Raw genomic sequence first — 22675 nt, forward strand, 5'->3', positions numbered from 1 at the left:
CGCGCCGACCCGGCCGGCGGCGGCGACGGTCCCGGCGAGTCGCGACTCCGCTGCCCGAGCGCGGAGCGCGGGCCCGAACCGTCGGTCGCTCCGGGCGACGGCGACGGTCGCGACCGAGCAGATAGCGGCGACGGCGGCGATGCCGGCCGCGGCCGCGAGCGCGGTCGACGGCGCGACGGCGCCGACGGACGCTCCCGAGCCGGGCGACCGACCGGTCAGAAACAGGAGCGCGAGCGCGACGCCGCCGAGGGCACCGATCGCCACGAGGTCGAACGCGCGCTCGACTGCGAGCGAGGCGACGCCGATCGGGTACGCCACGTCGCGCCGCTCCTTGAGCAGGTACGCGCGGACGCCGTCGCCGGCCCGCGCCGGGACGGCGAGGTTCGCGGTCTGGCTGGCGAACACGGCCATCGTGAGGAAACCGGTCCGGCAGCGGCGGCCCATGGCCGCGAGCACGTCGCCGTACCGCCGCCCCCGGATCGGCCACGAGAGCAGGTAGACGACGAGACCGAGCGCCAACAGCGCCGGGTCGGCCGTCGCCACCGAGCCGACGACCGCGTCCGCGTCGAGGGTTCGGATCGCGACGGCGGCGCCGACCGCGAGAACGACGATCGTTCCGACGGCCGTGACCCGCCCCCGAGAGAGGCTGCCCCGGATCCGACCGCGGACGCCGCTGTCAGCCATCGGTTCGGCGGCGTGCGGGGGGGAGTCGTTCAGCGCGCATACATTGATTTAGGTTAGCCTAAAATATTTAACGCTGACGGTCCTCCTCGCTCTCGACGACGGCTTCGGCGGCTCGGGGAGGAATCCGCCGGGTCGGTGACGGATTCGACGGATCGAGAGGGACCCGACGGATCGAGGACATCGAACCGCCGTCGCGCCGACACGTCGTCGACGTCGGCGAGGCGAAGTTCTCGGAGCCACCGGAAACCGTTAGTGTGTAGAATTCGAAATACAGTACATGACTAACGCCGAGACCGACGCCGAGAGCGTTCGGATGTGGCTCGTCGAGCGCACCTACTCCGACGACGAGCAGAATATGGTCATTCTCACCTACGCCACGCCCGACGGCGAGCGCTACTTTCGAAAGGAGCGCGCGCTCACCTCTTTCTCGGACGTCCGAGACACCACCGCCGCGGTCGACGCCGCCCCGGCGAACGTCGGACGGGTCGGCGACCCGGCCGACCGTGAGCGGTACGCGGCCGAGGCCGATCGGATGGCCCGCGAACACGATCCGGACGACGTGATCTGAGGCCGCTGCATTCGCATTTAAGCCGTTCCGGCGCGAATGCCCTGCCGATGCGCGCCACCCTCGAAACCCTCGCGATCGCCGCGCTCGTCGGAGTCGCGCAGGGCGCACTTCGCCTCGTCGATCTCGCAGGGATCTTCACGCTCGCGGCCCCGCTGTCCGTCGCTCCGTGGACGGTCGTCACCAGCGTGTACGCACACGGGTCGATCGGCCACCTACTGGCGAACGGCCTCGCGCTGCTTCTCGTCGGCCCGCTCGTCGAGCGCCGGACGACGCGGCCCCGCTTCCACGCGTTCGTGGTGACGACCGGGGCGATTGCGGGGATCGCACAGGTGACGGTCGGCGGGTTGTTCGGTCCCCCGACCGCCGTGTTGGGGCTGAGCGGCGCGGCTTTCGCGCTCGGCGGCTACCTCCTCGCCGGCAACGTCGTGACCGCGACGCTGTTCGACCGACTGCGGCTGCCGCCGCGCGCGCAGTTCGCGCTGTTCGGACTCGCCGCCGTCGCGCTCACCGCGACGACCGCAGCGCCCGGCGTCGCGCTGATCGCCCACGCCGTCGGCGCGTTCTGCGGCCTCCTCGCGGGGCGGGTCGGATTACTGGACGCGCGGTGAGTCGACGGGACGACGGCACGGCCGCTAGCGGCCGTGAAAGAAAACGAAGAGAGCGAAATACGCCCTAGCGCTTAGTCTTCGAGAACGATCTCGATGCTGACGTCGTTCGGCACTTGGACGCGCATGAGCTGGCGGAGCGCGCGTTCGTCGGCGTCGATGTCGATCAGACGCTTGTGGACGCGCATCTCCCAGTGCTCCCACGTCGCCGTCCCCTCACCGTCCGGGGACTTTCGCGACGGGATCTCGAGCGTCTTCGTCGGCAGCGGGATCGGGCCCGACAGGGCGACCCCCGTCGAGTCCGCGATCTCGCGGACGTCGTCGCAGATGTCGTCGAGGTCCTCGGGGCTCGTGCCGGCGAGGCGGACGCGTGCCTGCTGCATCGATTATCGCTCGTTGACTTCGAGCACCTTGCCGGCCGCGATGGTCTGACCCATGTCGCGGATGGCGAAGCTGCCGAGTTCCGGGATCTCGCCGGACGGCTCGATGCTGAGCGGTTTTTGCGGGCGCACGGTGACGACCGCGGCGTCGCCGGACTTGATGAAGTCCGGGTTCTCCTCGGCGATCTCACCCGACGCGGGGTCGATCTTCTGATCGATGGACTCGATCGTACAGGCGACCTGCGCCGTGTGGGCGTGGAAGACGGGCGTGTAGCCGGCCGTGATGACCGACGGGTGCTGCATGACGACGACCTGCGCCTTGAACGTCTCGGCGACGCTCGGCGGGTCGTCGGCGGGACCACAGACGTCGCCGCGACGGATGTCGTCCTTGCCGAGGCCGCGGACGTTGAACCCGACGTTGTCGCCGGGCTCGGCCTTGGGCACCTCCTCGTGGTGCATCTCGACCGTCTTCACCTCGCCGCCCACGTCGGACGGCTGGAAGGAGACGTTGTCGCCGGTGTTGAGGATCCCGGTCTCGACGCGTCCCACGGGGACGGTCCCGATGCCGGAGATGGTGTAAACGTCCTGGATGGGGAGTCGGAGCGGCGCGTCCGTCGGCGGCTCGGACTCCGGCAGGTCGTTGAGCGACTCCAGCAGTGTGGGGCCGTCGTACCAAGACGTGTTCTCGGACTCCTCGGAGATGTTGTCGCCCTCGAAGGCCGAGATCGGCACGAAGGTCGTGTCGTCGGTCGCGAAGCGGACCTGGTTGAGGAGCTCTTTGACCTCCTCGACGACCTCGTCGTACGTGGACTCCTGGTAGTCGACCAGGTCCATCTTGTTGACGCCGATGATGAGCTCGTTGATGCCCAGCGTGCGGGCCAGGAACACGTGCTCTCGGGTCTGGGGCGCGACGCCGTCGTCGGCCGCGACGACGAGCACCGCGTTGTCGGCCTGCGAGGCGCCCGTGATCATGTTCTTCACGAAGTCACGGTGGCCCGGGCAGTCGACGATGGTGAAGTAGTAGTTGTCCGTGTCGAACTCCTGGTGGGCGATGTCGATCGTGACGCCGCGCTCGCGCTCCTCGGCGAGGTTGTCCATCACGTAGGCGAACTCGAAGCCGCCCTTGCCCTTCTCTTCGGCTTCCTCGCGGTGCTGCTCGATTACGTGCTCGGGGACGCTCCCCGTCTCGAAGAGGAGGCGACCCACGAGCGTACTCTTGCCGTGGTCGACGTGGCCAATAATGGCCAGATTCTGGTGCGGTTTGTCACTCATGGGGTAATCACGCGCTAAGGCGCTCTGTGAGTAAGTTTCGGTAGATTCCACTAAAACGGTTTCGATACGGTCCACAGAGTATCACGCCGCAGTCGGGCGATTCTCGACAACGCGGGTCACGGCAGCGCGGGGCACGATCGAGGGTAACGGGTGCGGGATCCAATCCACGCGGTCGCAGTCAAGCGATTCGACCGCGACGGCGGCGACACCGCCCGGCCGCGGCGGAGAGACGACTACTCCAGCCGCCCCACGTCCCCGAGCACCGCGCTCGCCGTCTCCGGGCCGCCGGCGCCGCGCCCCGAGATGTTGAGCCGACCGGCGTGGGTCGTCTCGATCTGGACGATGTTCTGCGTGCCGGAGACCGCGAGCGTCCCGTTCTCGGGGACGAGCCGCGGGGCGACCCGGACAGTCTCCCCGGTCGCCTCGCCGATGAGCCGGACCGTCCGGCCGTCCTCGGCCGCGAGTCGGAGCGCCGAACCGGGGACGTCGCGGATCCCCGCCACGTCGGCGTCGTCGAGGCTGAACTCCCGGGCGTCGGCCGGGTCGGTGGCCGCGCCGAATGAGAGCACGTTCGCGAGGATGACGCACTTGAGCGCCGCGTCGGTGCCGTCGACGTCGAAAGAGGGGTCGGCCTCGGCGACGCCGAGGTCCTGCGCCTCCGCGAGCACGTGGTCGTAGTCGAGCCCCTCCGCGGCCATCCGCGTGAGGATGAAGTTCGCCGTCCCGTTGAGCACGCCCCGCACCGCCGTGACGTGGCCGGGTTCGATGTCCTCGACGGTCGAGACCGCGGGGATCGCGCCGCCGACGGTCGCCTCGAATCGGATCTCGCCCGCGCTGTCGGCGACGGCCGCCCGCAGGTCGCCGAACCGTTCCGCGACCGGCCCCTTGTTCGCGAGCACGGCGTGGCGGTCGCGCTCCAGCGCGCGGGTCACGTGCGAGAAGCCGGGCTCGGCGTCGCCCAGCGTCGTCGGCGTCGCCTCGACGAGGACGTCGTAGTCGGCCGCTAACGCGTCCGCGGGGTCGTCGTCGCCGACGATCCCCCGTTCCGCCTTGCGGGCCACCACCGCGTCGGGATCGACCCCGGCGGCACGGCCGTCCGTCCCGTCGGCGACGACCGCGGTGGCGGAGTCCGCGACGGCGACGACCTCGTGGCCGTACTCGCCAGCGAGCTCGACGACGGAGCGGCCGACTGCGCCCGCACCGATGACGGCGAGTTTCACGCCTCCACCCCCGTGAGCGGCTCGACGAGACGGAGCTCCTTCTCCTCGGCCAGCTCCCGGACCGCCGCGAGCGCGGCCTCCGTCTCGCCGGCTCGGGCCTCCAGACGGAGCCGGGCGCTCGACGCCTCCTCGGTGCCCTGCGGCGCCGCGAGAGACACGTCGGCGACGGACGCCGACTCGCAGGCCTCGATCCGCGAGAGCGTGTCGGAGAGGTCGGTGTCGATGAGGTGGCCGAATAAGAGCAGCGTCACCTCCTCGGCGTACCGCTCCGTCCCCGCCTGCATCACGTTCACGCCCTCGCTCCGGAGCGCCTCGACGATCCCCTCGAAGCGCTCTTGGGTCGCCTCGAAGTCGACCTCGACCGGGATCCGACCGCGGGGGGTCTTGTTCCCCCGCTCGTGGTAGATCGAGAGGAGGTTCCCGCCGTTGTCGGCGATCGGGTGGAGCGCGGCGAGCAGCTGCCCCGGCTCGTCGACGAGTTCGAGCCGCACCGTGTGCGTCGACGGCGTCGCCGAGGCGTGGCCGCCGTCAGGGGTGGCGTCCTCGTCGTCTACCCCCTCCTCTGGAACACCGTCGCGGTCGTCGCTCACGCCGCCACCTCCGCGAACTCCGCGGGGGCAACGTCGGCGTCCGGCGGCGGCGATATCGGGGTCGATGCGACCGGTGCTGTGGTCGCGATCCGGCACGGTCCTGTCGACGACGCGGAGCGGTCGCTTGCTGGCTCCGTCGCGGTGCGCCGAGCGGGAGTCGTGCCCGTCTGCATACCCGAAAGGAGTCGGGGGATCCGGTATAAGCCTTCGGCGATGGCAGGCGTTGCCTCGCTCCGTGTCGTGTGAACTCACGGCACGGATGCCGCGGGAACGGAGCGCGGTGGCTGGGAGCGGGAGCGAGAGGAAAAAGCGGAGAAGCTAAAACACAGCAGACCGCGACCGCGGACCGCGTCGCCGACTCAGAAGTAGTCGATCGACTGCGGCAGTTCGAGCTTCATCCCCTTGCGCTCGCGGATGTCCATGATCTTCTCGCGCTGGAGGTTGTCGACGAGGACGCGGAAGCCCGCGTTCTCGGTGTTCCACGAGGCGCGGCCCTCGGTGGCCGAGCGGATGTCGGAGGAGAACCCGATCATCTCCTCGACGGGCGCGATGCCCTCGACGACCATGAGGTCGCCCTCTTGGTACATGTCGTCGACGCGGCCGCGGCGGCCCTGAATCTCGCCGGACGCCGCGCCCATGTGCTCCGAGGGCACGTCGATCCGGACGTCCTGGATCGGCTCCAGCAGGCGGACCTCGCCGTCGATCAGCGCGCGGTGGACCGCGTTGCGGACGGCGGGGATGACCTGCGCGGGCCCGCGGTGGATCGTGTCTTCGTGGAGCTTCGCGTCGTGCAGGCGGAACAGCGACCCCTGGACCGGCTCGGCCGCGAGCGGCCCGTCGTCGAGCGCCTCTTGGAGCCCCTCTAAAACGAGCTCCATCGTCTCGTTGAGGTGCTGGATCCCCTTCGTGTCGTCGATGAGGATGTTGGTCCGGTGGATGTCCTCGACGTTCTGGGAGGTGTCCTTGTCCATGCCGGCCTCCTGGAGCGCCTCGCGGCGCTCCAGTTCGGGCATGTCCATCGAGACCTCGCCGAGCTGGATGGCGTCGACGATGTCCTGGGCCATCGGCTCGACGGTGAGGTAGAACTTGTTGTGGCGGTTCGGCGACTGCCCCTCGACCTCGCGGGAATTCTCCTGGGGCTGCTCGCGGAAGACCACGATCGGCTCGCCGGTGATGACCGGGATGCCCTGGTTGTCGCGGATCCGCTGAGTGATCACTTCGAGGTGAAGCTCGCCCTGCCCGCTGATGAGGTGCTCGCCCGTGTCCTCGTTGATCTCGATCTGGATCGTCGGGTCCTCCTTGGCGACCTGCTGGAGCGTCTCGATGAGCTTCGGCAGGTCGTCCATGTTCTGGGCCTCGACGGACTTCGTGATGACCGGCTCGGAGATGTGCTCGATCGACTCGAACGGCGTCATCTCGACGGACGACACCGTGGAACCGGCGATGGCGTCGCGCAGTCCGGTGACCGACGCGATGTTCCCCGCCGGGACGCGGTCCACTTCCTCACGCTCGGACCCCATGAAGAGCCCGACGCTCTGGATGCGGTTCTTGCCGGCGGTCCCGGAGACGTACAGCTCCTGGCCCTTCTCCAGCGTGCCGGAGAAGACGCGGCCCGTCGCGATCTCGCCCGCGTGCGGGTCCATGGAGATGTCGGTGACCATGAACACGACTTCGCCGTCCTCGTTGACCATCCGCATCGTGTCGGCCAGCTCGGAGTCGGAGTCGCCGCGCCAGATGCGCGGGACACGACGGGGCTGGGCGTCGACCGGGTTCGGGAAGTGCTCGCAGACCATGTCGAGCACGACGTTCGAGAGCGGCGTCCGCTCGTGGAGCTCGTCGCGCTTGTCGGCCCGTTCGAGCTCCATGATGTCGCCGAAGTCCATGCCGGTCCGCTGCATCGACGGCATCGAGACGCCCCACTTGTACAGCGCGGAGCCGAACCCGACCGTGCCGTCCTCGACGGAGACGGTCCAGTCCTCGGGGATGTCGTCCATGTTCTCGGCCATCCCGCGGATGAGCTCGTTGACGTCGGCGATGACGGACATCAGCCGCTCCTGCATCTCCTGAGGTCCTTCCTGGAGTTCCGAGATGAGGCGGTCGACCTTGTTGATGAACAGCGCCGGCTTCACGCCCTCGCGGAGCGCCTGCCGGAGCACCGTCTCGGTCTGAGGCATCGCGCCCTCGACGGCGTCGACGACCACCAGCGCACCGTCGACCGCGCGCATCGCGCGGGTGACGTCGCCCCCGAAGTCCACGTGGCCCGGGGTGTCGATGAGGTTGATGAGGTGGTTGGTGTCCTCGTACTCGTGAGTCATCGAGACGTTCGCCGCGTCGATGGTGATGCCGCGCTCCTGCTCGTCCTCCTTCGTGTCCATCGCGAGCTGCTCGCCCGCGGTGTCTTGGGAGATCATGCCGGCACCGGCCAGCAGGTTGTCGGAGAGCGTCGTCTTGCCGTGGTCGACGTGGGCGGCGATGGCGATGTTCCGGATGTTATCCGGCTCGTCCATCAGCCGCTCGCACTCTTGAACGATCTTCTTGCGTCGGCCCATTATACCGTTTGTTACCGATAGCAGGGTCAAAAGGGTAGTGTTTCTCCGCGACCGTTTCGGCGGGGATTACCCCCGATGGCCGGCGATTTCGTGTCGATCGGTCGCACGATTCGGGGTGCGTGGGCGAGACGAACGGCCGCGAGACGACCGCGACCGTCTCCACGCGGATTTAAGTGCTCGGTGAGGAACCGAGGCGTATGAACGAGACGCTCTCGCGGCTCGCCGACACCGGTGTCGTCGCGGTGCTGCGCGGGGTCGAGGCCGACCAGCTCATCGAGATCACGGAGGCGCTCCGCGAGGGCGGCGTCACCGCCGTCGAGATCACCGCGGACACGACGGACGTCGCCGGGAAGCTCGGGGAGGTGACGGGGTCGTTCGGCGACGAGGTGGTCGTCGGCACCGGCACCGTGCTCGACAGCGAGACCGCGCGGACGACCCTGATGGCCGGGGCAGAGTTCGTCGTCTCGCCGAGCCTCCACGAGGACGTGATCGCGACCTGCAACCGCTACGGCGCGGTCACCGCGCCCGGCGTGATGACGCCGACCGAGGCGATCCGCGGCTACGAGGCCGGCGCCGACTTCGTGAAGGTGTTCCCCGCCAAGACCGTCGGTCCGGCCCACCTCGGCGCGATGAAGGGGCCGCTCGGGCAGATCCCGATGATGCCGACCGGCGGCGTGGGTCCCGACAACGCCGCCGACTACGTCGACGCCGGCGCGTTCGCGGTCGGGGCGGGCGGTGCCCTCGTCGACTACGACGCCGCCGAGCGCGGCGATTACGAGGCGATCACGAGGACCGCCCGCGAGTTCACGCGAGTCGTCGAAGAGGCGCGCGACGACGACTGAGACGGAACGGCCGACGCCAGCCCGCAAGGTCGTGGCTTTTTCGGGGATCGTTTCGTAGCCACCGGCGTTGATGATCGTGGCACACGCCGCTTTTCCGATCGAGCCGGACAGACTCGACGAGGCGCTCGAGTACGCGGAGACGCTGGTCGAGCGATCGAACGAGGAAGACGGAATGATCGAATACCGAGCAGCGACGGACGTCGAAGAGGAGGCTACGCTCCGCTTTTTCGAGCAGTACGAGGACACGGCGGCGTTTGAGGCGCACACGCAGACGGACCACTTTCAGGCGTTCGCGACGGCGCTACCGGAACTGCTCGCCGGGACGCCCCGAGTGACGCGGTTCGAGGTGGAGTCGGAGACCGAGGTAGAACTGTAACGCGACAACCGCCGTCAGGGGTCGACGATCGGCGGTATCGTCCCACAGGCACTCCGGCGAGCCGTCTCACCCGTCTCACATGAAGTCCGCGATGCCCGACTGCTTGTTGGTGTCGTCCTCGAAGATCGATTCGAGCGACTCCTCTAACACCTTCAGCCGCTGTTTCGTGTAGGGTCGACAGCCGAACCGGTCGGCGACCTCGATCGCCGTGTCGACGTACTTGTTCACCGACCCCTGGTGAACGGTGAGGTTCACTCGGCCGCCGCACTCGCGGCAGTCGCCCGAGAGCGGCATCCGGCGGTACTTCTCGCCGCAGTCGAGACACCGCGTCTCCTGCCGCGAGAACGCCCGGAGGTTCCCGATGATGTCCGGCAGGAAGTGGTACTCGATGACGCGCTCGGCCACGTCGGTCTCGTCGACCGCGCGGATCTTCCGGGCGAGCGCCAGTTGCGCGTCCATCTTCTCCATCATGTCGCCGAGCGTCTTGTACGCCGAGAGGTCCGGCCCCATCGCGATGTCCGTCGTGTCGTGAGTGTGGTCGAACCCGTGGTACTCCCCGTCGGTCCCGAGCGTGTCCTCGCCGAGCTGGATCCGGTCTTCCAGCTCCTCCGGGTCCGTCAGCTCCAGCGTCGCCTCGTAGAACTCCCGCGGGTACTCGCGCACGATGTCCATGTTGTGCGCCTCGTCGTCGATCTCCGACGGGTCGATCCGCGAGGACATGACCAAGGGCGCGTCCATGCGCCCGCCCCTCTGGTCGGGGAGAAACTCTTTCGAGAAGTTGAGAAGGCCGTCCATGAGCAGCATCACGCAATCCTCGTCGCCGTCACATTGATCCCCTGATATATCATTTGCTATTAATGAATGAGTTCCCTCGACGGTAAGACAGTAGACGTGATCTGTGTCACACTCAATAAACTCAATCTCTTTAATATTATCTAGCAGGAAATCACCGGATCCACCGTCCGAAACGACAGGCGAACCCGGTTTGATCGAGGAGACGTTCGTCTCCAGTCGATTCGTCTTTCTGGTGAGGTGGAATCCGACCACCTCGGAGAAGCGTACGGCTTCGCGTGAGGAGATAACAATGATGTACGCCTGTGAGGTGAGACGAGTGTCGCTCTCATCGTAGAAGTCCGGGAATCTATCCCGGAGTCGAACGCGCTTCGGTCGGTCAACCGTCGCGTGGATTCCGAGCCGTCTCAGAAGTCCGATCAGGTCCTCACGAAGCTCTTCGCTTATTGTGGTGGCCGTGATGCGAAGTGACCCCTTGGCCACGCTGCCGTCGCCGCTGAAGTAGCCACTCAGATACGCTCCGACGACCTCGTCTGGTGCGTCGAAGATCCGATCGGGGACGCGCTTCGTTTGTGCGTATATGCCGGAGTGGAGAACTGAGTCGAAGAACGCACGCAACAGGCGACCGGAGACGGTCACTTTCGCGTGGTTCTCTTCGTACGGATCGACCCCGAACTCCTCCCGCAGAACGTCGAGGAAGAACCCTCTCGCTTCCGCTTCTGTCCCGCAGATCGTCGTCTGGTGTATCGTCCCCTTCGGCGTCTCCTGCTCGCGGGCGAACCCCTCGGCCGCGTAGTAGCCGAGCAGTGTCGCGACGCGCTCGTTGAGATCGACGAACCGATCGATCTGAGTGCGATCGCGTTTCATTCCGAGCGTCACGTCGTCCGGGACGAACGCGAGCATCTCGTCAAGCGAGGAGAAACACCGCCGAAGATACGAGGCGGGGAAGCTCTCTCGGTACAGGTAGTTACTCAGCGTCTTCTTGTTCGTCCCGAAGACCTCCGTCATGCTCTGAAGCGGGTAGAACCGTCCCTCCCAGTCGCCGGCGAAGGCGTCCTCGAAGAGTTCGTATAGCCGGTCTTTGTCCAACCCCTTGAGCATGAGACGATCGGTCGGAACCGCGTCAGATTGGACGAACTCGGCGAGCAGGTCGAATCGCTGTGAGTCGCGACTGGTGTCGGTCCCAACAGATTCAGGAATCACCAACCTGTCGCTCGCGTCGAGTTCCCGTGCCTCCTTGCCGACCACTTTGTCTCGTTCGTCGTCGTACGCGTGAATCCCGTGGTCCGGAGTAACGGTTATTGATCGGCCGGACTCAGTGCGAACTCGCACGAGGTGGTCTGGTGCGTCGTGCTTGCTGACTGCCTCTACCGGACGGGAGACCCGATCGCCATCGGCGGTCAGTGACGGAATGCGCAGGTCGCCGTCAACGCTCTCCAGTTTGCCGACGGCCGTCCCGAAGTCGTCGAAATCGACATCGGACTGATCGAGGTACGTTTCGACGAAGTCGTCAACCCTGTCGTATCGCAGACTGCCGGTCTCGTCCTCGTACCAGAGCTTCGTCTCCGGATGGAAGCAGTTCCGCCGTTTCGCGGCGTGAAAGTACGGATGAGCGTATCCGACCGCGGCAGAGGTGAATCCTACCACCCTTCCGACAGTTGCCGCGCTCGTGTGCGGCGCCATCCCGAAGACGAGCTCGCCGACGAGGTCGTCGCGCTCGTTCACCTCGTAGAACCGCGGAAGCCCGTAGAACTGTTCGAGGAGGTCGTCGACGAAGTCAGCGGTCTTCAGCATGTGCTCGGCCGCGCCGTCGGAGAGGACGATGTCCTGCACTCGGAGCTCGACGAGCTGGTCGTCGTGGCGCAGCGGCTCGCCGTCGATGTCGGTCTCGTAGCCGATCTCGCGGAGGTGGTCGGCGGTGACGTCGAGCTCCTCGGCCCGGACCGAGGTGACCGGGAGGTCGGTCATGTCGTATCTGACGGTACCGTCCTTGAACGACGTGACGCCGTTCTTCGCGCGCAAGATTCCCTTCTCGATCGGCTCGGGGGTCTTGTTCCGCGAAGTGAGCCCCTGGACCCCCTTGAGGATCTCGAAGGACGCCTCGCGCTCGCCGACGTTCGCCAGCGCGGAGCGGTACGCGTCGTTGAGGTCGACCTCTTGGTACGTCGCCGCCCGCACCTCCCACTCGCAGCGCGGGCACTCGACGCGGCCGGCCTCGTCGGGCTCGCAGACGGTGCCGCAGTCGTTGCACTCGTAGTGGGGCTCGGTGTGGACCTCGCAGTCCGGACACCGCGCCTTGTAGGTGTGCTCGCCGCAGTCGGGACAGACCCGGTCCGACACCTGGAGCTCCAGCCGACCGCGGTGGCCCGAGTCGTCCATCACGCTCGCGGCCTCCGCCACGTCGCGCTGGGGACCGCCGGCCTCGTTGATCGGGAACAGGGTGTGGACCGCGGGTGAGAGGTCGCGGCTCTCCGACTTCTCGGGCCGGCCCATCCGGTTGCCGATCCGGGTCGGCGCGCGCTCGCGGATCTCGAAGGGCGCGACCTCGTTGACGGCCTTCACGGCGTTCTCGCCGTCGTCCCACTCGCGGGCCGCCGCCGAGAGGTCGTCCTCGGTCCACGTCTTCCGGAGCCCGTCGTCGATCCCGAGCGACCGCGCGAGCGGGCGCCACACGGGGATTCGGAGCGCGTCGGGCATCGCCGCGTGCTCGACCAGCAGCGCCTCCAACGCCTCCCGCGTCGTCTCCGTGCGCTCGACCGCGAGGACCCCCTCGGCCACGTCGCCGTCGGCGACCGCCTCGGCGAGGGCGTCGAACGCCGCGACCGACACGTCGTGCCAGAGGTAGGTGTACTCCGGGTGGAGGGGGCAGTCGTAGTCGCGCGCCCACGCGAGCGCCTCGTCGACGTCGGGGTGTTCGAGATCGACGTGGGGGTCGTCGCGCATGGCCTGCACGTCGGCGCCGGCGTCGGCGAACTCCTTCACCCACCACTCGTACACGTACGAGGCGGGCGCGAGCGGGTGGTTGTTCTCGACGAACTCCCCGTAGTTGACGAGGTACTCGCCCAAGTCGAGTACCTTCTCGACGCCGTTGCGGACCTCCTTCGCCTCCTCGGGATCGTCGATCCGCCGGACCTCGCCGTTCGCAAGCCGGACCGTCGGCCCCTCGATGGAGTCGACGGGAACGACCCCGTGGGCCTTCCCCGGCCGCTCCGTCTTGATCTGCGTGCCGGCCGCGAGGAAGTCGTCGACGAGGTGCATCGTCGCCGGGTGGACCCCGCCGGTCGCGAACCCGTGGTTCCGCGCGCGACCGTACCGCAGCCGGAACCCGCCCGCCTCGCTCGGATGGGTGAACACGGGGCGGCCCGCGATCAGGTCCCGGAGGAACTTCTGGGAGGGCTTCGCGCGAGGCGGGCCGTCGGGCTCGACGGCTTCCGAGTCGGCATCGTCTGCGTCCTTCGGGTCGGCCTCGGTGCCTGCACCGTCGCCGCCGTCTGCCGCCGAGTCGCTCCCCTCATCACCGACCGCCGGCTCGTCGCTCGTCGCCGCCCCGTCCTTCCCGATCGTGCCGTCGATCAGGTCCTGGAGCCACGGCCAGTCGACCTCGTCGAGGTCGCGGGTGTACCGCTGGATCTTCGGCGCCTTCAGCGCGATCCCCTCGGCGGCGACGAGGCACATCCCGCCGCGCGCGGAGTTCGTGTCGACCCGTTCGAGGTCGCGGAAGCCGGAGACCTCCTCGTCGCTCGTCGCCTCCCCGTCGAGCATGATGGGGATGTGCTCGGCGATGAACTTCGACTCCTTGTCCTTCGGCGTGTACTGGAGCCCGGTCTCCTTGTCGTAGAGGGCGATCTCCTCGGCGTAGCGCTCTATCTCCACGTCTCGCGGCTTGTACTCGTCGATACCCAGAAGCGATCGGGCGTAGTCGGCGACGAGCACGGAGAGCGCCTGCGCGGTCCCGCCGGCCGACCGGATCGGCCCGGCGTAGTAGACGTTGACGAACTCGGTGCCGTCGTCGTTCTCCAGCAGCTCGACGCGGTCGATCCCCTCGATCGGCGCGGCGACGACCCCCTCGGTGAGCAGGGCGACGGCGGTCCGGACCGCGCCCTCGACTTTCCCGGCGCGGGAGTCGTAGTCGCCGACCGTCCCCTCGACGAAGTCCGTGACGAGCTCCAGTGCCGCCTCCTCGCGGGACATCTCCCCTTCCAGCTCGCGGACGCGCTCCGCGACGCCGTCGATCCCGAGGATGTTCTCGACCCGGTCGGCCATGTCGCGAGCGACGGGGATCTCCACATCGGGCTCGGGGTCGTGGCCCTGCCCCTTCGCCGTCTCCGCGAGCTCCAGCGCCTCGTCGAGCCTTTCTTCGATCCGGGCGAAGTACCGCTCGTCGTCGGGTCTCATCGCCGCGAGACCCGCCTCACAGCCACAGGTCGAGATCCGTCGTTTCGTCGTGCGACCGCTCCAGCGGCTCGTCGAACGCCCGCAGGTGACACTCGCCCGCCCAGACCGTCGCGGAGTCGAGGTGCCCCGCGAGCGCCTGCCCGCTCGGCCGCGACAGCACGGCGTGGGTGTGCGCGAACACCCCTCCGTCGAGCAGCGAGACGTTCCCGACGCAGGCGGCGACCTCCAGCGGCTCGTCGAAGGTCACCGACTGATACTCGGTGTCCTCCTGGTCGTAAAACCAGACGTCCGCGTCCTGGACGGCGCCGAGCGCCGTGAACCAGCCCGCCTCGACGTCCTCCGCGCGGGCGAGGTCCTCGATCTCCTCGCGCCAGTCGGCGCCGGTCTCGAATCGGGCGACGTACTCCGCCGTCGTCTCGACTTCCCGGTGGTGCATAGGAGTCGTCCACGGTCGCCGAGGGCAAAAAGGCTTCAGTCCCGGTGGCTCAACCGACTCCGAGAAGAATTGATATAGCGATATGAGATTTATTGATGAAGGACAGAGCGACAGCGAGACTCGTCGCTAAGGCGTCAAAACGAGAGAAAACGGGAATCGAGGGTGTGGAAGCGCCGGTCAGAACGGGGCCTGCGGGCCTTCGTCGCCGTCGTCGGTCGTCTCACCGGGGAACGACGGCGACGTGCCACCGCTGCTGGTGCCGCCGAGGTCGCCGTCGGCGCCGGAGTCCATGCCGGTGTCGGCGTGGACCGTCTCGATCTCCGGGATCTCCTTGACCATCCGCGACTTGATCGCCTGAATCGTCATCGGCGAGATACCGCAGCCGGAGCAGGCGCCGCCGAGCTGCACCGTGACCTCACCGCTCTCGCGGTCGAGGTGGCTGATCGCGGCGCTCCCGCCGTGCATCTGGATCTGCGGGAAGTTGCGCCGCAGGAAGTTGGTGATCCGCTCGCGGAGTTCGTTTTCCCCGTCGGCCGTGTCCGTGCTCATGCCAGCGGTTTGGCGGGCGGCGGGCTTATGCCTTTGGTTCGGCGGAACGCCGGTGGTGCCCCGGTTACACGCGGACGGAGCGCGCGCAGCGGAGCCCGCCGGTCACTCCAAGCGTTCGATTTGAAACGTCCGGTGGAGCTCCGTTTCGATCCGGTCGACGTACTCCGCCAACGTCTCCTCGAACGTCTCGTCGTCGACGGGGACCACGCCGCGGATGCGTTCGCGGGGGTCATCGGGGAGTTCGACGCGGAACTCGCCGTCCTCGTAGAACGGCTCGGACTCGTTGAGCACCGCTTGGTCGATCCCGTGGATCAGCTCCGAGTCGTGCCGGTCGTTCATGTGGTTGAACGCGTTCTTGTACGCCCGTTGGAGCTCGTTGAAGTAGTGGACGTACTTGTCCTCGAACTTCTCGGGGTCGAACTCGTCTGCCATATGCCGCCCGAGGGCCCGACGCGGAAAAAGCCGGTCGATCGCCGTCGAAGCGGCCAGAAATCGAGGGGTAGCAGCGACAGACGCGGCGGAAACGGGCGCGCTGTGCGAACGCCGATCCGGCCGAGAGACACGATATAAATTATATTCCGCTATATGAAAATGAACACGGCGCGATCGCATCGGTCGGCCCGAGACTGGAGTTACCGGGGGAGCACTGACCGCCGGCTCGGAGAATCGGGAAGTCGACGGCGGCCGCTTGGGCCCTGAGTCGGCGACAGAAAGCGATGACACGGCGGTCGGGACGCCGCGTTCGCGGAGAAGACGCGGCGTCAACTACCGGAACCGACCGAGCAGCCGGTAGTCGCGGTCGGGCTCGTACCGACGGAACAGCAGGCTGTTGGTCAACACGCTCACGCTGGAGAGCGCCATCGCCCCCGCGGCCAGCGCGGGCTGGAGGAGGCCGAGCGAGGCGAGCGGGATCATCAGGGTGTTGTAGCCGAGCGCCCACACGAGGTTCTGTTTGATCTTCTGGAGGGTCGCGTCCGAGACGCGGATCGCCTTCACCACGTCGAGCGGGTCGTCGCGCATCAGCGTCACGTCCGCGGCCTCGATGGCCACGTCCGTGCCGCTGCCGATGGCGGTACCGACGTGCGCGACCGCGAGCGCCGGCGCGTCGTTGACGCCGTCGCCGACCATCATCGCCTGCCGACCGTCGCTCTGGATCGCTTCGACGGCGTCGGACTTGTCCTCCGGGAGGACGCCCGCCCGGACGTTCTCGGGATCGATGCCCACCTGCTCGGCGACGGCGCGGGCGGTCCGCTCGTTGTCGCCGGTGATCATCATCACGTCGATAGCGCGGTCGCGGAGGGCCGCCACGGCGTCCGCCGCGCCCTCTTTGACCGTGTCGGCGTCGGCGACGACACCGATAAGTTCGCCTCGGTACGCGACGAGCATCGCCGTCTTTCCCTCGGTCTCCAGACGCTCCATCGTGTCGGTCGCGGGCGAGGCGTCGACCCCCTCGTCCGCCAGCAGTTTGCGGTTGCCGACCAGAATCTCGTCGTCCGCAACTGTCGCGCGCACCCCGTGACCGGGAACGTTTTCGAAGTCGTCCGGGGCGGGAACGTCCAGCCCGCGCTCGCGGGCGCCGTCGACGATGGCGCGGGCGAGGGGGTGTTCGCTGCCGCGTTCGGCGATCGCGGCGAGCCGGAGTACCTCGTCTCCCGGGTCGCGGTCGGCGAGCGGACTCGCGAGGTCGCCGGCGCCGGAGTCCGGGCGCTGCGCCGCGCCGCCGTCCGGGAGGAGGGAACCGTCGCGGTCGAACGCGACCACGTCGGTCAGCTCCATCTCGCCCTCGGTGAGCGTCCCCGTCTTGTCGAAGACGACGGTGTCGACGTCCTTGGCGCGTTCGAGCACGTCGCCGCCCTTGAACAGGACGCCGTGGCCGGCGCCGATCGTGGTGCCGACCATCGTCGCGGCGGGCGTCGCGAGGCCGAGCGCGCAGGGGCAGGCGATGAGGACGGCGGAGGCGAACACGACGAGCGCGAACTCGGAGACGGAGACGGCGCCGCCGGCGACGCCCGGCCCGCCCGCGACGAGTCCCCACAGCGGGAGCGCGTTCACGAAGCCGGCGAGCGTCTCGGGGAAGAGGAACCAGACGGTCCCCCACAGCAGCGCGTTGACGATGACCGCCGGGACGAAGTACGCGGAGATGCGGTCTGCGAGGTTCTGGATGTCGGGCTGGCGCGACTGCGCCTCCTTCACCGTCCGGACGATGCCCTGGAGCGCGGTGTCGGCGCCGACCTTCGTCGCCTCGACGACGAGCACGCCGTTCTCGTTGATCGTCGAGCCGATCACCTCGTCGCCCGCGGACTTCTCGACCGGGACGGACTCGCCGGTCACCATCGACTCGTCGACCGCGCTCTGGCCGTCGACGACGGCGCCGTCGGTCGGGATCTTCTCACCGGGTCGAACCTTCATCCGGTCGCCGACCGCGACCTCGTCGATGGGGACCTCCTCCTCGGTTCCGTCGTCGGTGACGAGGGTGGCCGTCTCGGCCTCCATCTCTAAGAGCTTCCGGAGCGCCTCGCCGGCCTGTCCCTTCGAGCGGGCTTCGAGGTAGTTACCGAGCGTGATGAACACGAGGATGAGCGCCGCCGTGTCGAAGTAGAGGCTCCCGGCGACGACCCCGGCGAGGACCGCGACCGAGTAGGCGTATGCGGTCGTGGAGCCGAGCGCGATCAGCACGTCCATGTTGGCGCGCCCGTTCGTCACGAGCGCCTTGTAGGAGTTCCTGTAGAACGGCCGCCCCAAGACGACCTGTACGGGCGTCGCGAGCAGGAACTGCACCCAGCCGACCCGGACCCCGAAGACGCTCTCCGGGAAGAGCGTCCCGTCGAGCAGGAGGTGGTCGGCCATGAACAGCAGGAGGGGTGCCGCGAGCGCCGCCCCGAAGAGCGTCAGGCGGAGCTGTTTGCGGATCTCCTCCTCGCGGGCCGCGTCGCGGGCGTCCTGTCCGGAGTCGCCCGCGTCGGCGCCCGCTTCTGCATCGCCGTCCCCGCCGCTCCCCTCCCGGACCGGCGAGTAGCCCGCCGACTCGATCGCGTCGTAGAGGTCGGAGCGCGAGGCGTCGGCCGGGTTGTACCTGACCTGCGCCTCGTCGGTCGCGTAGTTCACGTCGGCCTCGATCACGCCGGGCGTCGATTCGAGGGCGTCCGCGTTGGCCTCCGCACAGTTCGCACAGGACATGTCCGTGATCGCGACGGTGACGGTCTCAGTGACCGCGCCGTACCCCGCCGACTCGATCGCGTCGAATATCTCGCCGAGCGAGACGACCTCCGGGTCGTACTCCACCGACCCCTCGTCGGTGGCGTAGTTGGCGTTCGCCGATTTTACCCCGTCGAGGTCGTCGAGGGCGTCCTCGATCGACGCCGAGCAGTTGGCGCAGGACATCCCCGTGACGTTCAGATGAGCTGTTCTCGTTGGCATATGTACTACTACGTGTTCCCCCCTTAGGCTGTTTTCTGCTTCGAGATTGGTGGTTCAATCGGGTCGAAATATTCGATTCCAAAGCGCCCGAGACGGGAATGGCGTCGGTGAGAGATGAAGGCAGGATGAGCAGGATGAGCGGCGAAACCGCTTTTAAAGGGCGGTGGCGCGCCCCAGTGAGCGGCCCGAAGGGCCGCGAACTGACGGTGCGAGGGAGTCGGTCGCCCGGAGCGACGCGGAGGGCGACCGATGAGGCTGGGGAGGAGTGAGGTGCTGTGCGGTTGGGGGTGACTCAAAGAGGCAGCCGGCGGCGAAGCCGCCGGCGACTCCGGAAGGAGGGAGCGAACGGAGTGAGCGACCGAGTGAGGAGCACAGCGAGCGTGCGCCCGCCTCGCCGGCTGGGGCTTTGGAGGTGTGCTCCGCATAGCCACTATACAGTTATAAATGAGCCACTGAGACTTCGGAGGCGGTCACGGGCTCAAAAACGGAATAAAACCGAACGATCGGGAGAGTGTAACCGGCCGATCCGTCAGATTATACCCCTTCCTCAAGTCGCTGGTACCGCTCCCGGAACCGCGACAGGCAGGACGGACAGCAGAAGTGGTACACCTCGCCGTCGATCCGGGCCGTCTCGCCCTCGCTGTCGACGGTGTTCGAACACTCCGCGCAGGTCAGCGCGAACTCCACGCCCTCGATGGAGGGCGTCCACTCGAACTCGTCGACCAGCGTGACGGCGTAGTCGTCGACGGCGACCCCGTCGAACAACCCGGCGACCCACTCCCGCGCGGTTCGGCCGTCGACGCGGGCGTACACCCGGAGGTCGCCCTCGGCCGTGACGAACACGTGCTCGACGGCGTCGGCCTCCCGGGCGCGCTCGCGGGCGTCGTCGAGGGCGTCCGATCCGTCGGCTGACACCCCGCCGACGGGCAGTTCCACGTCGATCAACACGGGAACGCCCGCCCGGAGCTTCGTCCGATCGACATCCACCGTGAACCCCTGAATGACGCCGGTCTCCTCCAGCCGAGTGACGCGGTCGGAGACCGCCGGGCCCGACAGCTCCACCCGGTCGCCGATCTCGCTGAACGGACGCCGGGCGTCCTCGGCCAGCAGCGACAGAATCTCTAGATCCGTCTCGTCGAGGTCGCGCATGGCTCCCGATACGCGCCCGAGAGATAAGACGGTTGGGCGGTTCGGATGCCAAAGTCAAGGCGGTGTGTGAGCCCCGATCGCGGAGCAGAAAACGACAAACCACCTCCTCCCCTATCGGTACCCGTTATGAGCCGGACGATCACCGTCGAAGGGATGTCGTGTGAACACTGCGAACAGAGCGTCACGGAGGCGCTCGAAGGCGTCGACGGCGTCGAGAGCGCCACCGCGGACCGCGAGAGCGAGTCGGCGACCGTCGAGGGCGACGCGGATCCGAACGCGCTCGTGAGCGCGGTCAACGAGGCGGGCTACGACGCGTCCGCTTAAAAAGGGAGGCGGACGCCGAGCCCGTCCCACGGCTGCTGACCGCTCTCCTACCGGTTCAGGGTGTGAATCGCTTGGCCGCGGGCGTTGTCCGCGGCCTCCATCACCGCCTCCGCGAGCGTGGGGTGCGTGTGGACCGTCGCGGCCACGTCCTCCAGCGTCGCGCCCATCTCGATCGCGAGCGCGACCTCGGCGATCAGCTCCGAGGCCTCCGGCCCGACGATCTGCGCGCCGAGCACGAAGCCGGTCGCCTCGTCGGCGACGAGCCGGACGAACCCCTCCGTGCGGCCGGTGGTCATCGCGCGCCCGGAGGCGTTGAAGGGCATCTGGCCGACGACCGGGTCGAACCCCTCCGACTCGGCCTCCGCTTCGGTCATCCCGACCGTTCCGATCTCGGGGTCGGTGAAGACCGCCGCCGGAATCGCCTGCCGGTCGAGCGCGGCCGGCTCGCCCGCGATCACCTCGGCGGCGACGATCCCCTCGTTCGAGGCCGCGTGCGCGAGCATCGGATCGCCCGCCACGTCGCCGACGGCGTGGACGTGTTCGACCGCGGTTCGGGTGCGGTCGTCCGTCTCGATAAAGCCGCGATCGTCCGTCTCGATCCCGGCGTTCTCCGGGTCGAGCCCGTCGGTGACGGGCCGGCGCCCGACCGCGACGAGGATCCTGTCGACGGCGTACGTCGACTCCTCGCCCTCGTCCGTCTCCGTCTGTAGGAGGTAGCCCCCGTCGGCCGCCTCCGACCACTCGCTGGCGCCCTCGCCGAAGCCGAACTCGACGCCGATCTCCTCGGCGCGTTTGCGGACGATCCGTTTCACGTCGTCCTCGTAGGTGTCGAGGATGTCGTCGAGCATCTCGACGACGGTCACGTCGGTGCCGAGCTTCGCGTACGTCGTCGCCAGCTCCATCCCGATGTAGCCGCCGCCGACGATCCCGAGTCGGTCCGGAACCGTGTCGGCGTCGAGCGCCTCGGCGGAGCTCCAGACGTGGTCCTCGGCGAAGTCGAAGCCGGGGATCTGGATCGGGCGGGAGCCCGTGGCGACGATCGCGTGCTCGAACTCGATCGATTCCGAGCCCTGCCCCTCGCCGCCGTGGGCGACGCGCGCGGTGTGCTCGTCGACGAACGAGGCGGTCCCGGGGACGAGGTTGACGCCGTTCGCCTTACAGAGCTTCTCGACGCCGCTCGTCAGCCGGTCGACCACGCCGTCCTTCCACTCGACCATCTTCCCCATGTCGACGGCGGGGTCCGCGTGGACGCCCATGAACTCCGCGTTACCGGCCTCGTGGGCGAGCCCGCTCCCCGTTATCAGCGCCTTGGAGGGGATGCAGCCGCGGTTCAGGCAGGCACCCCCGTAGGCGTCCTTCTCGACGAGCGTCGTGTCGAGTCCCTCCTGTGCGGCGCGGATGGCGGCGACGTAGCCGCCCGGTCCGCCGCCGATCACCAGTACCTCCGTTCCGGTTGCGATGTCTCCGACGACCATTATTGAGTCAACAGCAGCAGCGGGTGTTCAAGGTGTTCCATTACGGTGTTCGAGAACTCGGCCGCCACCGCGCCGTCGACGACGCGGTGGTCGATCGACAGCGACAGCGGCAGCGTCGGCGCCGGGACGACCTCGCCGTCGCGGACGACCGGGCGCTCCTCGATGGCGCCGAGTCCGAGGATCGCCGTCTCCGGGTAGTTGATGATCGGCGTGGCGTACTCCCCGCCGATGGCGCCGAAGTTGGTAACGCTGAACGTGCTCCCCTTCATCTCCGCGGGTTTGAGCTTTCGTTCGCGGGCGCGCGTCGCGAGGTCTCTGACTTCCTCGGCCAGCTCGAAGAGCCCCTTCTCGTCGACGTCCTCGACGACGGGGACCATCAGCCCGGCGTCGGTCGCGACCGCGATCCCGAGGTTGTACTCCCCTTTCAAGACGATCTCCTCGTCGTCCTCGCGCAGCTCGCTGTTGAGGTACGGGTGCGCTTCGAGCCCCGCGACGATCGCCTTCATCACGAACGGCATGTAGGTGAGTTTCACGCCCTCCGCCTCCGCCTGCGGTTTCAGCTCCTCGCGCGCCTCCACGAGGGCGTCGACCTCGGCGGTGTCGTGGTGGGAGACGTGCGGAGCGGTGAACTTCGACCGCTCCATCTGCTTCCCGATGGTGCGGCGCACCCCGCGGTAGGGGACGGTCTCGTCTCCCGCACCGGGGGCAGGCGTCGCTTCGGTCGCGCCGCCGGTCGCCGAGGCGTCGGTGGCGGCGGGCTCCGCGCCCGCGTCGACATCGACCGGCTCCGGTTCGGGCGCCGACTCGGTCGCCGTCCCCGACTCCAGCGCGTCCGCGTACGCCCGTACGTCCTCGCCCGTGACGAACGCCTCGCCGTCGCGGGTCTCGTCGGTCGGCACGTCGTCGATATCGACGCCGAGCTCGCGCGCGAGTTTCCGGGTCGCCGGCGTCGCGAGCGTCGTGTCGCGGCCGGCCGGATCGGGGGCCCCGACGGCGGTCGCCGCGGACTCGGCCGGTCCGTCGTAACCGCGCAGTCAGACGGGCGGGAGCCG

Annotated in this window: 18 protein-coding genes and 1 pseudogene; 5 read left to right on the forward strand and 14 right to left on the reverse strand. The window is 68.1% G+C overall.

Annotated features, from left to right (window positions below):
* The coding region (locus tag OQF71_RS07815) for a lysylphosphatidylglycerol synthase transmembrane domain-containing protein (protein ID WP_280586892.1) at nucleotides 1-684 on the reverse strand (684 nt) is incomplete at its 3' end.
* Nucleotides 685-961: 277 nt separating this feature from the next.
* Here OQF71_RS07815 and OQF71_RS07820 point away from each other — a divergent pair.
* Complete coding sequence (locus OQF71_RS07820; RefSeq protein WP_280586893.1) at nucleotides 962-1252, forward strand: hypothetical protein; 291 nt, start codon at nucleotides 962-964, stop codon at nucleotides 1250-1252.
* Nucleotides 1253-1299: 47 nt separating this feature from the next.
* Nucleotides 1300-1860, forward strand: a complete 561-nt coding sequence (locus OQF71_RS07825) for a rhomboid family intramembrane serine protease (protein ID WP_280586894.1) — start codon at nucleotides 1300-1302, stop codon at nucleotides 1858-1860.
* Between the two features lie 71 nt (nucleotides 1861-1931).
* Here OQF71_RS07825 and rpsJ read toward each other — a convergent pair whose 3' ends face one another.
* From rpsJ to OQF71_RS07850, 5 genes are all read right to left on the reverse strand, one after another.
* Complete coding sequence (gene rpsJ / locus OQF71_RS07830; protein WP_004048854.1) at nucleotides 1932-2240, reverse strand: 30S ribosomal protein S10; 309 nt, start codon at nucleotides 2238-2240, stop codon at nucleotides 1932-1934.
* Between the two features lie 3 nt (nucleotides 2241-2243).
* A complete protein-coding gene (tuf, locus tag OQF71_RS07835; RefSeq protein ID WP_280586910.1) occupies nucleotides 2244-3509 on the reverse strand; it encodes a translation elongation factor EF-1 subunit alpha in 1266 nt (421 codons plus the stop codon).
* A gap of 233 nt (nucleotides 3510-3742) precedes the next feature.
* The gene (locus OQF71_RS07840) at nucleotides 3743-4729 is read right to left on the reverse strand and encodes a homoserine dehydrogenase (RefSeq protein ID WP_280586911.1); all 987 of its coding nucleotides are present in this window, start codon (nucleotides 4727-4729) and stop codon (nucleotides 3743-3745) included.
* On the reverse strand, nucleotides 4726-5319 hold the full coding sequence (locus OQF71_RS07845) for an amino acid-binding protein (RefSeq protein ID WP_280586913.1): 594 nt from the start codon (nucleotides 5317-5319) through the stop codon (nucleotides 4726-4728). The genes OQF71_RS07840 and OQF71_RS07845 overlap by 4 nt, the downstream gene beginning before the upstream one ends.
* Nucleotides 5320-5678: 359 nt before the next feature.
* Nucleotides 5679-7868, reverse strand: coding sequence for an elongation factor EF-2 (locus OQF71_RS07850; protein WP_280586914.1), 2190 nt, complete (start codon nucleotides 7866-7868; stop codon nucleotides 5679-5681).
* A gap of 197 nt (nucleotides 7869-8065) precedes the next feature.
* Here OQF71_RS07850 and eda point away from each other — a divergent pair, with 197 nt between their 5' ends.
* Entirely contained in the window at nucleotides 8066-8710 is a 645-nt protein-coding gene (gene eda / locus OQF71_RS07855) for a bifunctional 4-hydroxy-2-oxoglutarate aldolase/2-dehydro-3-deoxy-phosphogluconate aldolase (RefSeq protein WP_280586915.1), read from the forward strand.
* Between the two features lie 70 nt (nucleotides 8711-8780).
* On the forward strand, nucleotides 8781-9086 hold the full coding sequence (locus OQF71_RS07860) for a putative quinol monooxygenase (RefSeq protein WP_280586916.1): 306 nt from the start codon (nucleotides 8781-8783) through the stop codon (nucleotides 9084-9086).
* Nucleotides 9087-9161: 75 nt separating this feature from the next.
* On the opposite strand, the gene polC is transcribed toward OQF71_RS07860, so the two are convergent.
* The 6 genes from polC to OQF71_RS07890 all read right to left on the reverse strand — a co-directional run bounded on the left by polC (nucleotide 9162) and on the right by OQF71_RS07890 (nucleotide 19824).
* Nucleotides 9162-14273 (reverse strand): DNA polymerase II large subunit, encoded by a 5112-nt coding sequence (polC, locus tag OQF71_RS07865; protein ID WP_280586918.1) that lies wholly within the window; start codon nucleotides 14271-14273, stop codon nucleotides 9162-9164.
* Nucleotides 14274-14289: 16 nt separating this feature from the next.
* The gene (locus tag OQF71_RS07870; protein WP_280586919.1) at nucleotides 14290-14709 is read right to left on the reverse strand and encodes a PPC domain-containing DNA-binding protein; all 420 of its coding nucleotides are present in this window, start codon (nucleotides 14707-14709) and stop codon (nucleotides 14290-14292) included.
* Between the two features lie 177 nt (nucleotides 14710-14886).
* On the reverse strand, nucleotides 14887-15258 hold the full coding sequence (locus tag OQF71_RS07875) for a NifU family protein (protein WP_280586920.1): 372 nt from the start codon (nucleotides 15256-15258) through the stop codon (nucleotides 14887-14889).
* Nucleotides 15259-15360: 102 nt separating this feature from the next.
* A complete protein-coding gene (locus OQF71_RS07880; protein ID WP_280586921.1) occupies nucleotides 15361-15690 on the reverse strand; it encodes a DUF5783 family protein in 330 nt (109 codons plus the stop codon).
* 333 nt (nucleotides 15691-16023) lie between these two features.
* The gene (locus tag OQF71_RS07885; RefSeq protein ID WP_280586922.1) at nucleotides 16024-18675 is read right to left on the reverse strand and encodes a heavy metal translocating P-type ATPase; all 2652 of its coding nucleotides are present in this window, start codon (nucleotides 18673-18675) and stop codon (nucleotides 16024-16026) included.
* A 534-nt stretch (nucleotides 18676-19209) separates the two neighbouring features.
* Nucleotides 19210-19824: an AsnC family transcriptional regulator gene (locus tag OQF71_RS07890; RefSeq protein WP_280586924.1), complete on the reverse strand. Its 615-nt coding sequence runs from the start codon at nucleotides 19822-19824 to the stop codon at nucleotides 19210-19212.
* Nucleotides 19825-19950: 126 nt separating this feature from the next.
* Between OQF71_RS07890 and OQF71_RS07895 the strand changes: the two genes are divergently transcribed.
* On the forward strand, nucleotides 19951-20148 hold the full coding sequence (locus OQF71_RS07895; protein WP_280586925.1) for a heavy-metal-associated domain-containing protein: 198 nt from the start codon (nucleotides 19951-19953) through the stop codon (nucleotides 20146-20148).
* Nucleotides 20149-20195: 47 nt separating this feature from the next.
* Here OQF71_RS07895 and lpdA read toward each other — a convergent pair whose 3' ends face one another.
* Both lpdA and OQF71_RS07905 read right to left on the reverse strand, forming a co-directional pair.
* Nucleotides 20196-21623, reverse strand: a complete 1428-nt coding sequence (gene lpdA / locus OQF71_RS07900; RefSeq protein ID WP_280586927.1) for a dihydrolipoyl dehydrogenase — start codon at nucleotides 21621-21623, stop codon at nucleotides 20196-20198.
* Nucleotides 21623-22606, reverse strand: a pseudogene (locus OQF71_RS07905) (dihydrolipoamide acetyltransferase family protein); the annotation flags it as partial. The pseudogene OQF71_RS07905 and the gene lpdA, both read right to left, overlap by 1 nt.
* Between the last annotated feature and the right edge of the window lie 69 nt (nucleotides 22607-22675).

This window comes from Halorubrum sp. Boch-26 (assembly GCF_029889805.1).
Taxonomy (GTDB): Archaea; Halobacteriota; Halobacteria; order Halobacteriales; family Haloferacaceae; genus Halorubrum.

What these genes read in the sequence shown, in the direction of transcription:
- OQF71_RS07820 (WP_280586893.1), top strand. Translation starts at nt 962, where the DNA reads ATGACTAACGCCGAGACCGACGCCGAGAGCGTTCGGATGTGGCTCGTC.
- OQF71_RS07825 (WP_280586894.1), top strand. Translation starts at nt 1,300, where the DNA reads ATGCGCGCCACCCTCGAAACCCTCGCGATCGCCGCGCTCGTCGGAGTC.
- rpsJ (WP_004048854.1), bottom strand. Translation starts at nt 2,240, where the DNA reads ATGCAGCAGGCACGCGTCCGCCTCGCCGGCACGAGCCCCGAGGACCTC.
- tuf (WP_280586910.1), bottom strand. Translation starts at nt 3,509, where the DNA reads ATGAGTGACAAACCGCACCAGAATCTGGCCATTATTGGCCACGTCGAC.
- OQF71_RS07850 (WP_280586914.1), bottom strand. Translation starts at nt 7,868, where the DNA reads ATGGGCCGACGCAAGAAGATCGTTCAAGAGTGCGAGCGGCTGATGGAC.
- eda (WP_280586915.1), top strand. Translation starts at nt 8,066, where the DNA reads ATGAACGAGACGCTCTCGCGGCTCGCCGACACCGGTGTCGTCGCGGTG.
- OQF71_RS07860 (WP_280586916.1), top strand. Translation starts at nt 8,781, where the DNA reads ATGATCGTGGCACACGCCGCTTTTCCGATCGAGCCGGACAGACTCGAC.
- polC (WP_280586918.1), bottom strand. Translation starts at nt 14,273, where the DNA reads ATGAGACCCGACGACGAGCGGTACTTCGCCCGGATCGAAGAAAGGCTC.
- OQF71_RS07870 (WP_280586919.1), bottom strand. Translation starts at nt 14,709, where the DNA reads ATGCACCACCGGGAAGTCGAGACGACGGCGGAGTACGTCGCCCGATTC.
- OQF71_RS07875 (WP_280586920.1), bottom strand. Translation starts at nt 15,258, where the DNA reads ATGAGCACGGACACGGCCGACGGGGAAAACGAACTCCGCGAGCGGATC.
- OQF71_RS07880 (WP_280586921.1), bottom strand. Translation starts at nt 15,690, where the DNA reads ATGGCAGACGAGTTCGACCCCGAGAAGTTCGAGGACAAGTACGTCCAC.
- OQF71_RS07885 (WP_280586922.1), bottom strand. Translation starts at nt 18,675, where the DNA reads ATGCCAACGAGAACAGCTCATCTGAACGTCACGGGGATGTCCTGCGCC.
- OQF71_RS07890 (WP_280586924.1), bottom strand. Translation starts at nt 19,824, where the DNA reads ATGCGCGACCTCGACGAGACGGATCTAGAGATTCTGTCGCTGCTGGCC.
- OQF71_RS07895 (WP_280586925.1), top strand. Translation starts at nt 19,951, where the DNA reads ATGAGCCGGACGATCACCGTCGAAGGGATGTCGTGTGAACACTGCGAA.
- lpdA (WP_280586927.1), bottom strand. Translation starts at nt 21,623, where the DNA reads ATGGTCGTCGGAGACATCGCAACCGGAACGGAGGTACTGGTGATCGGC.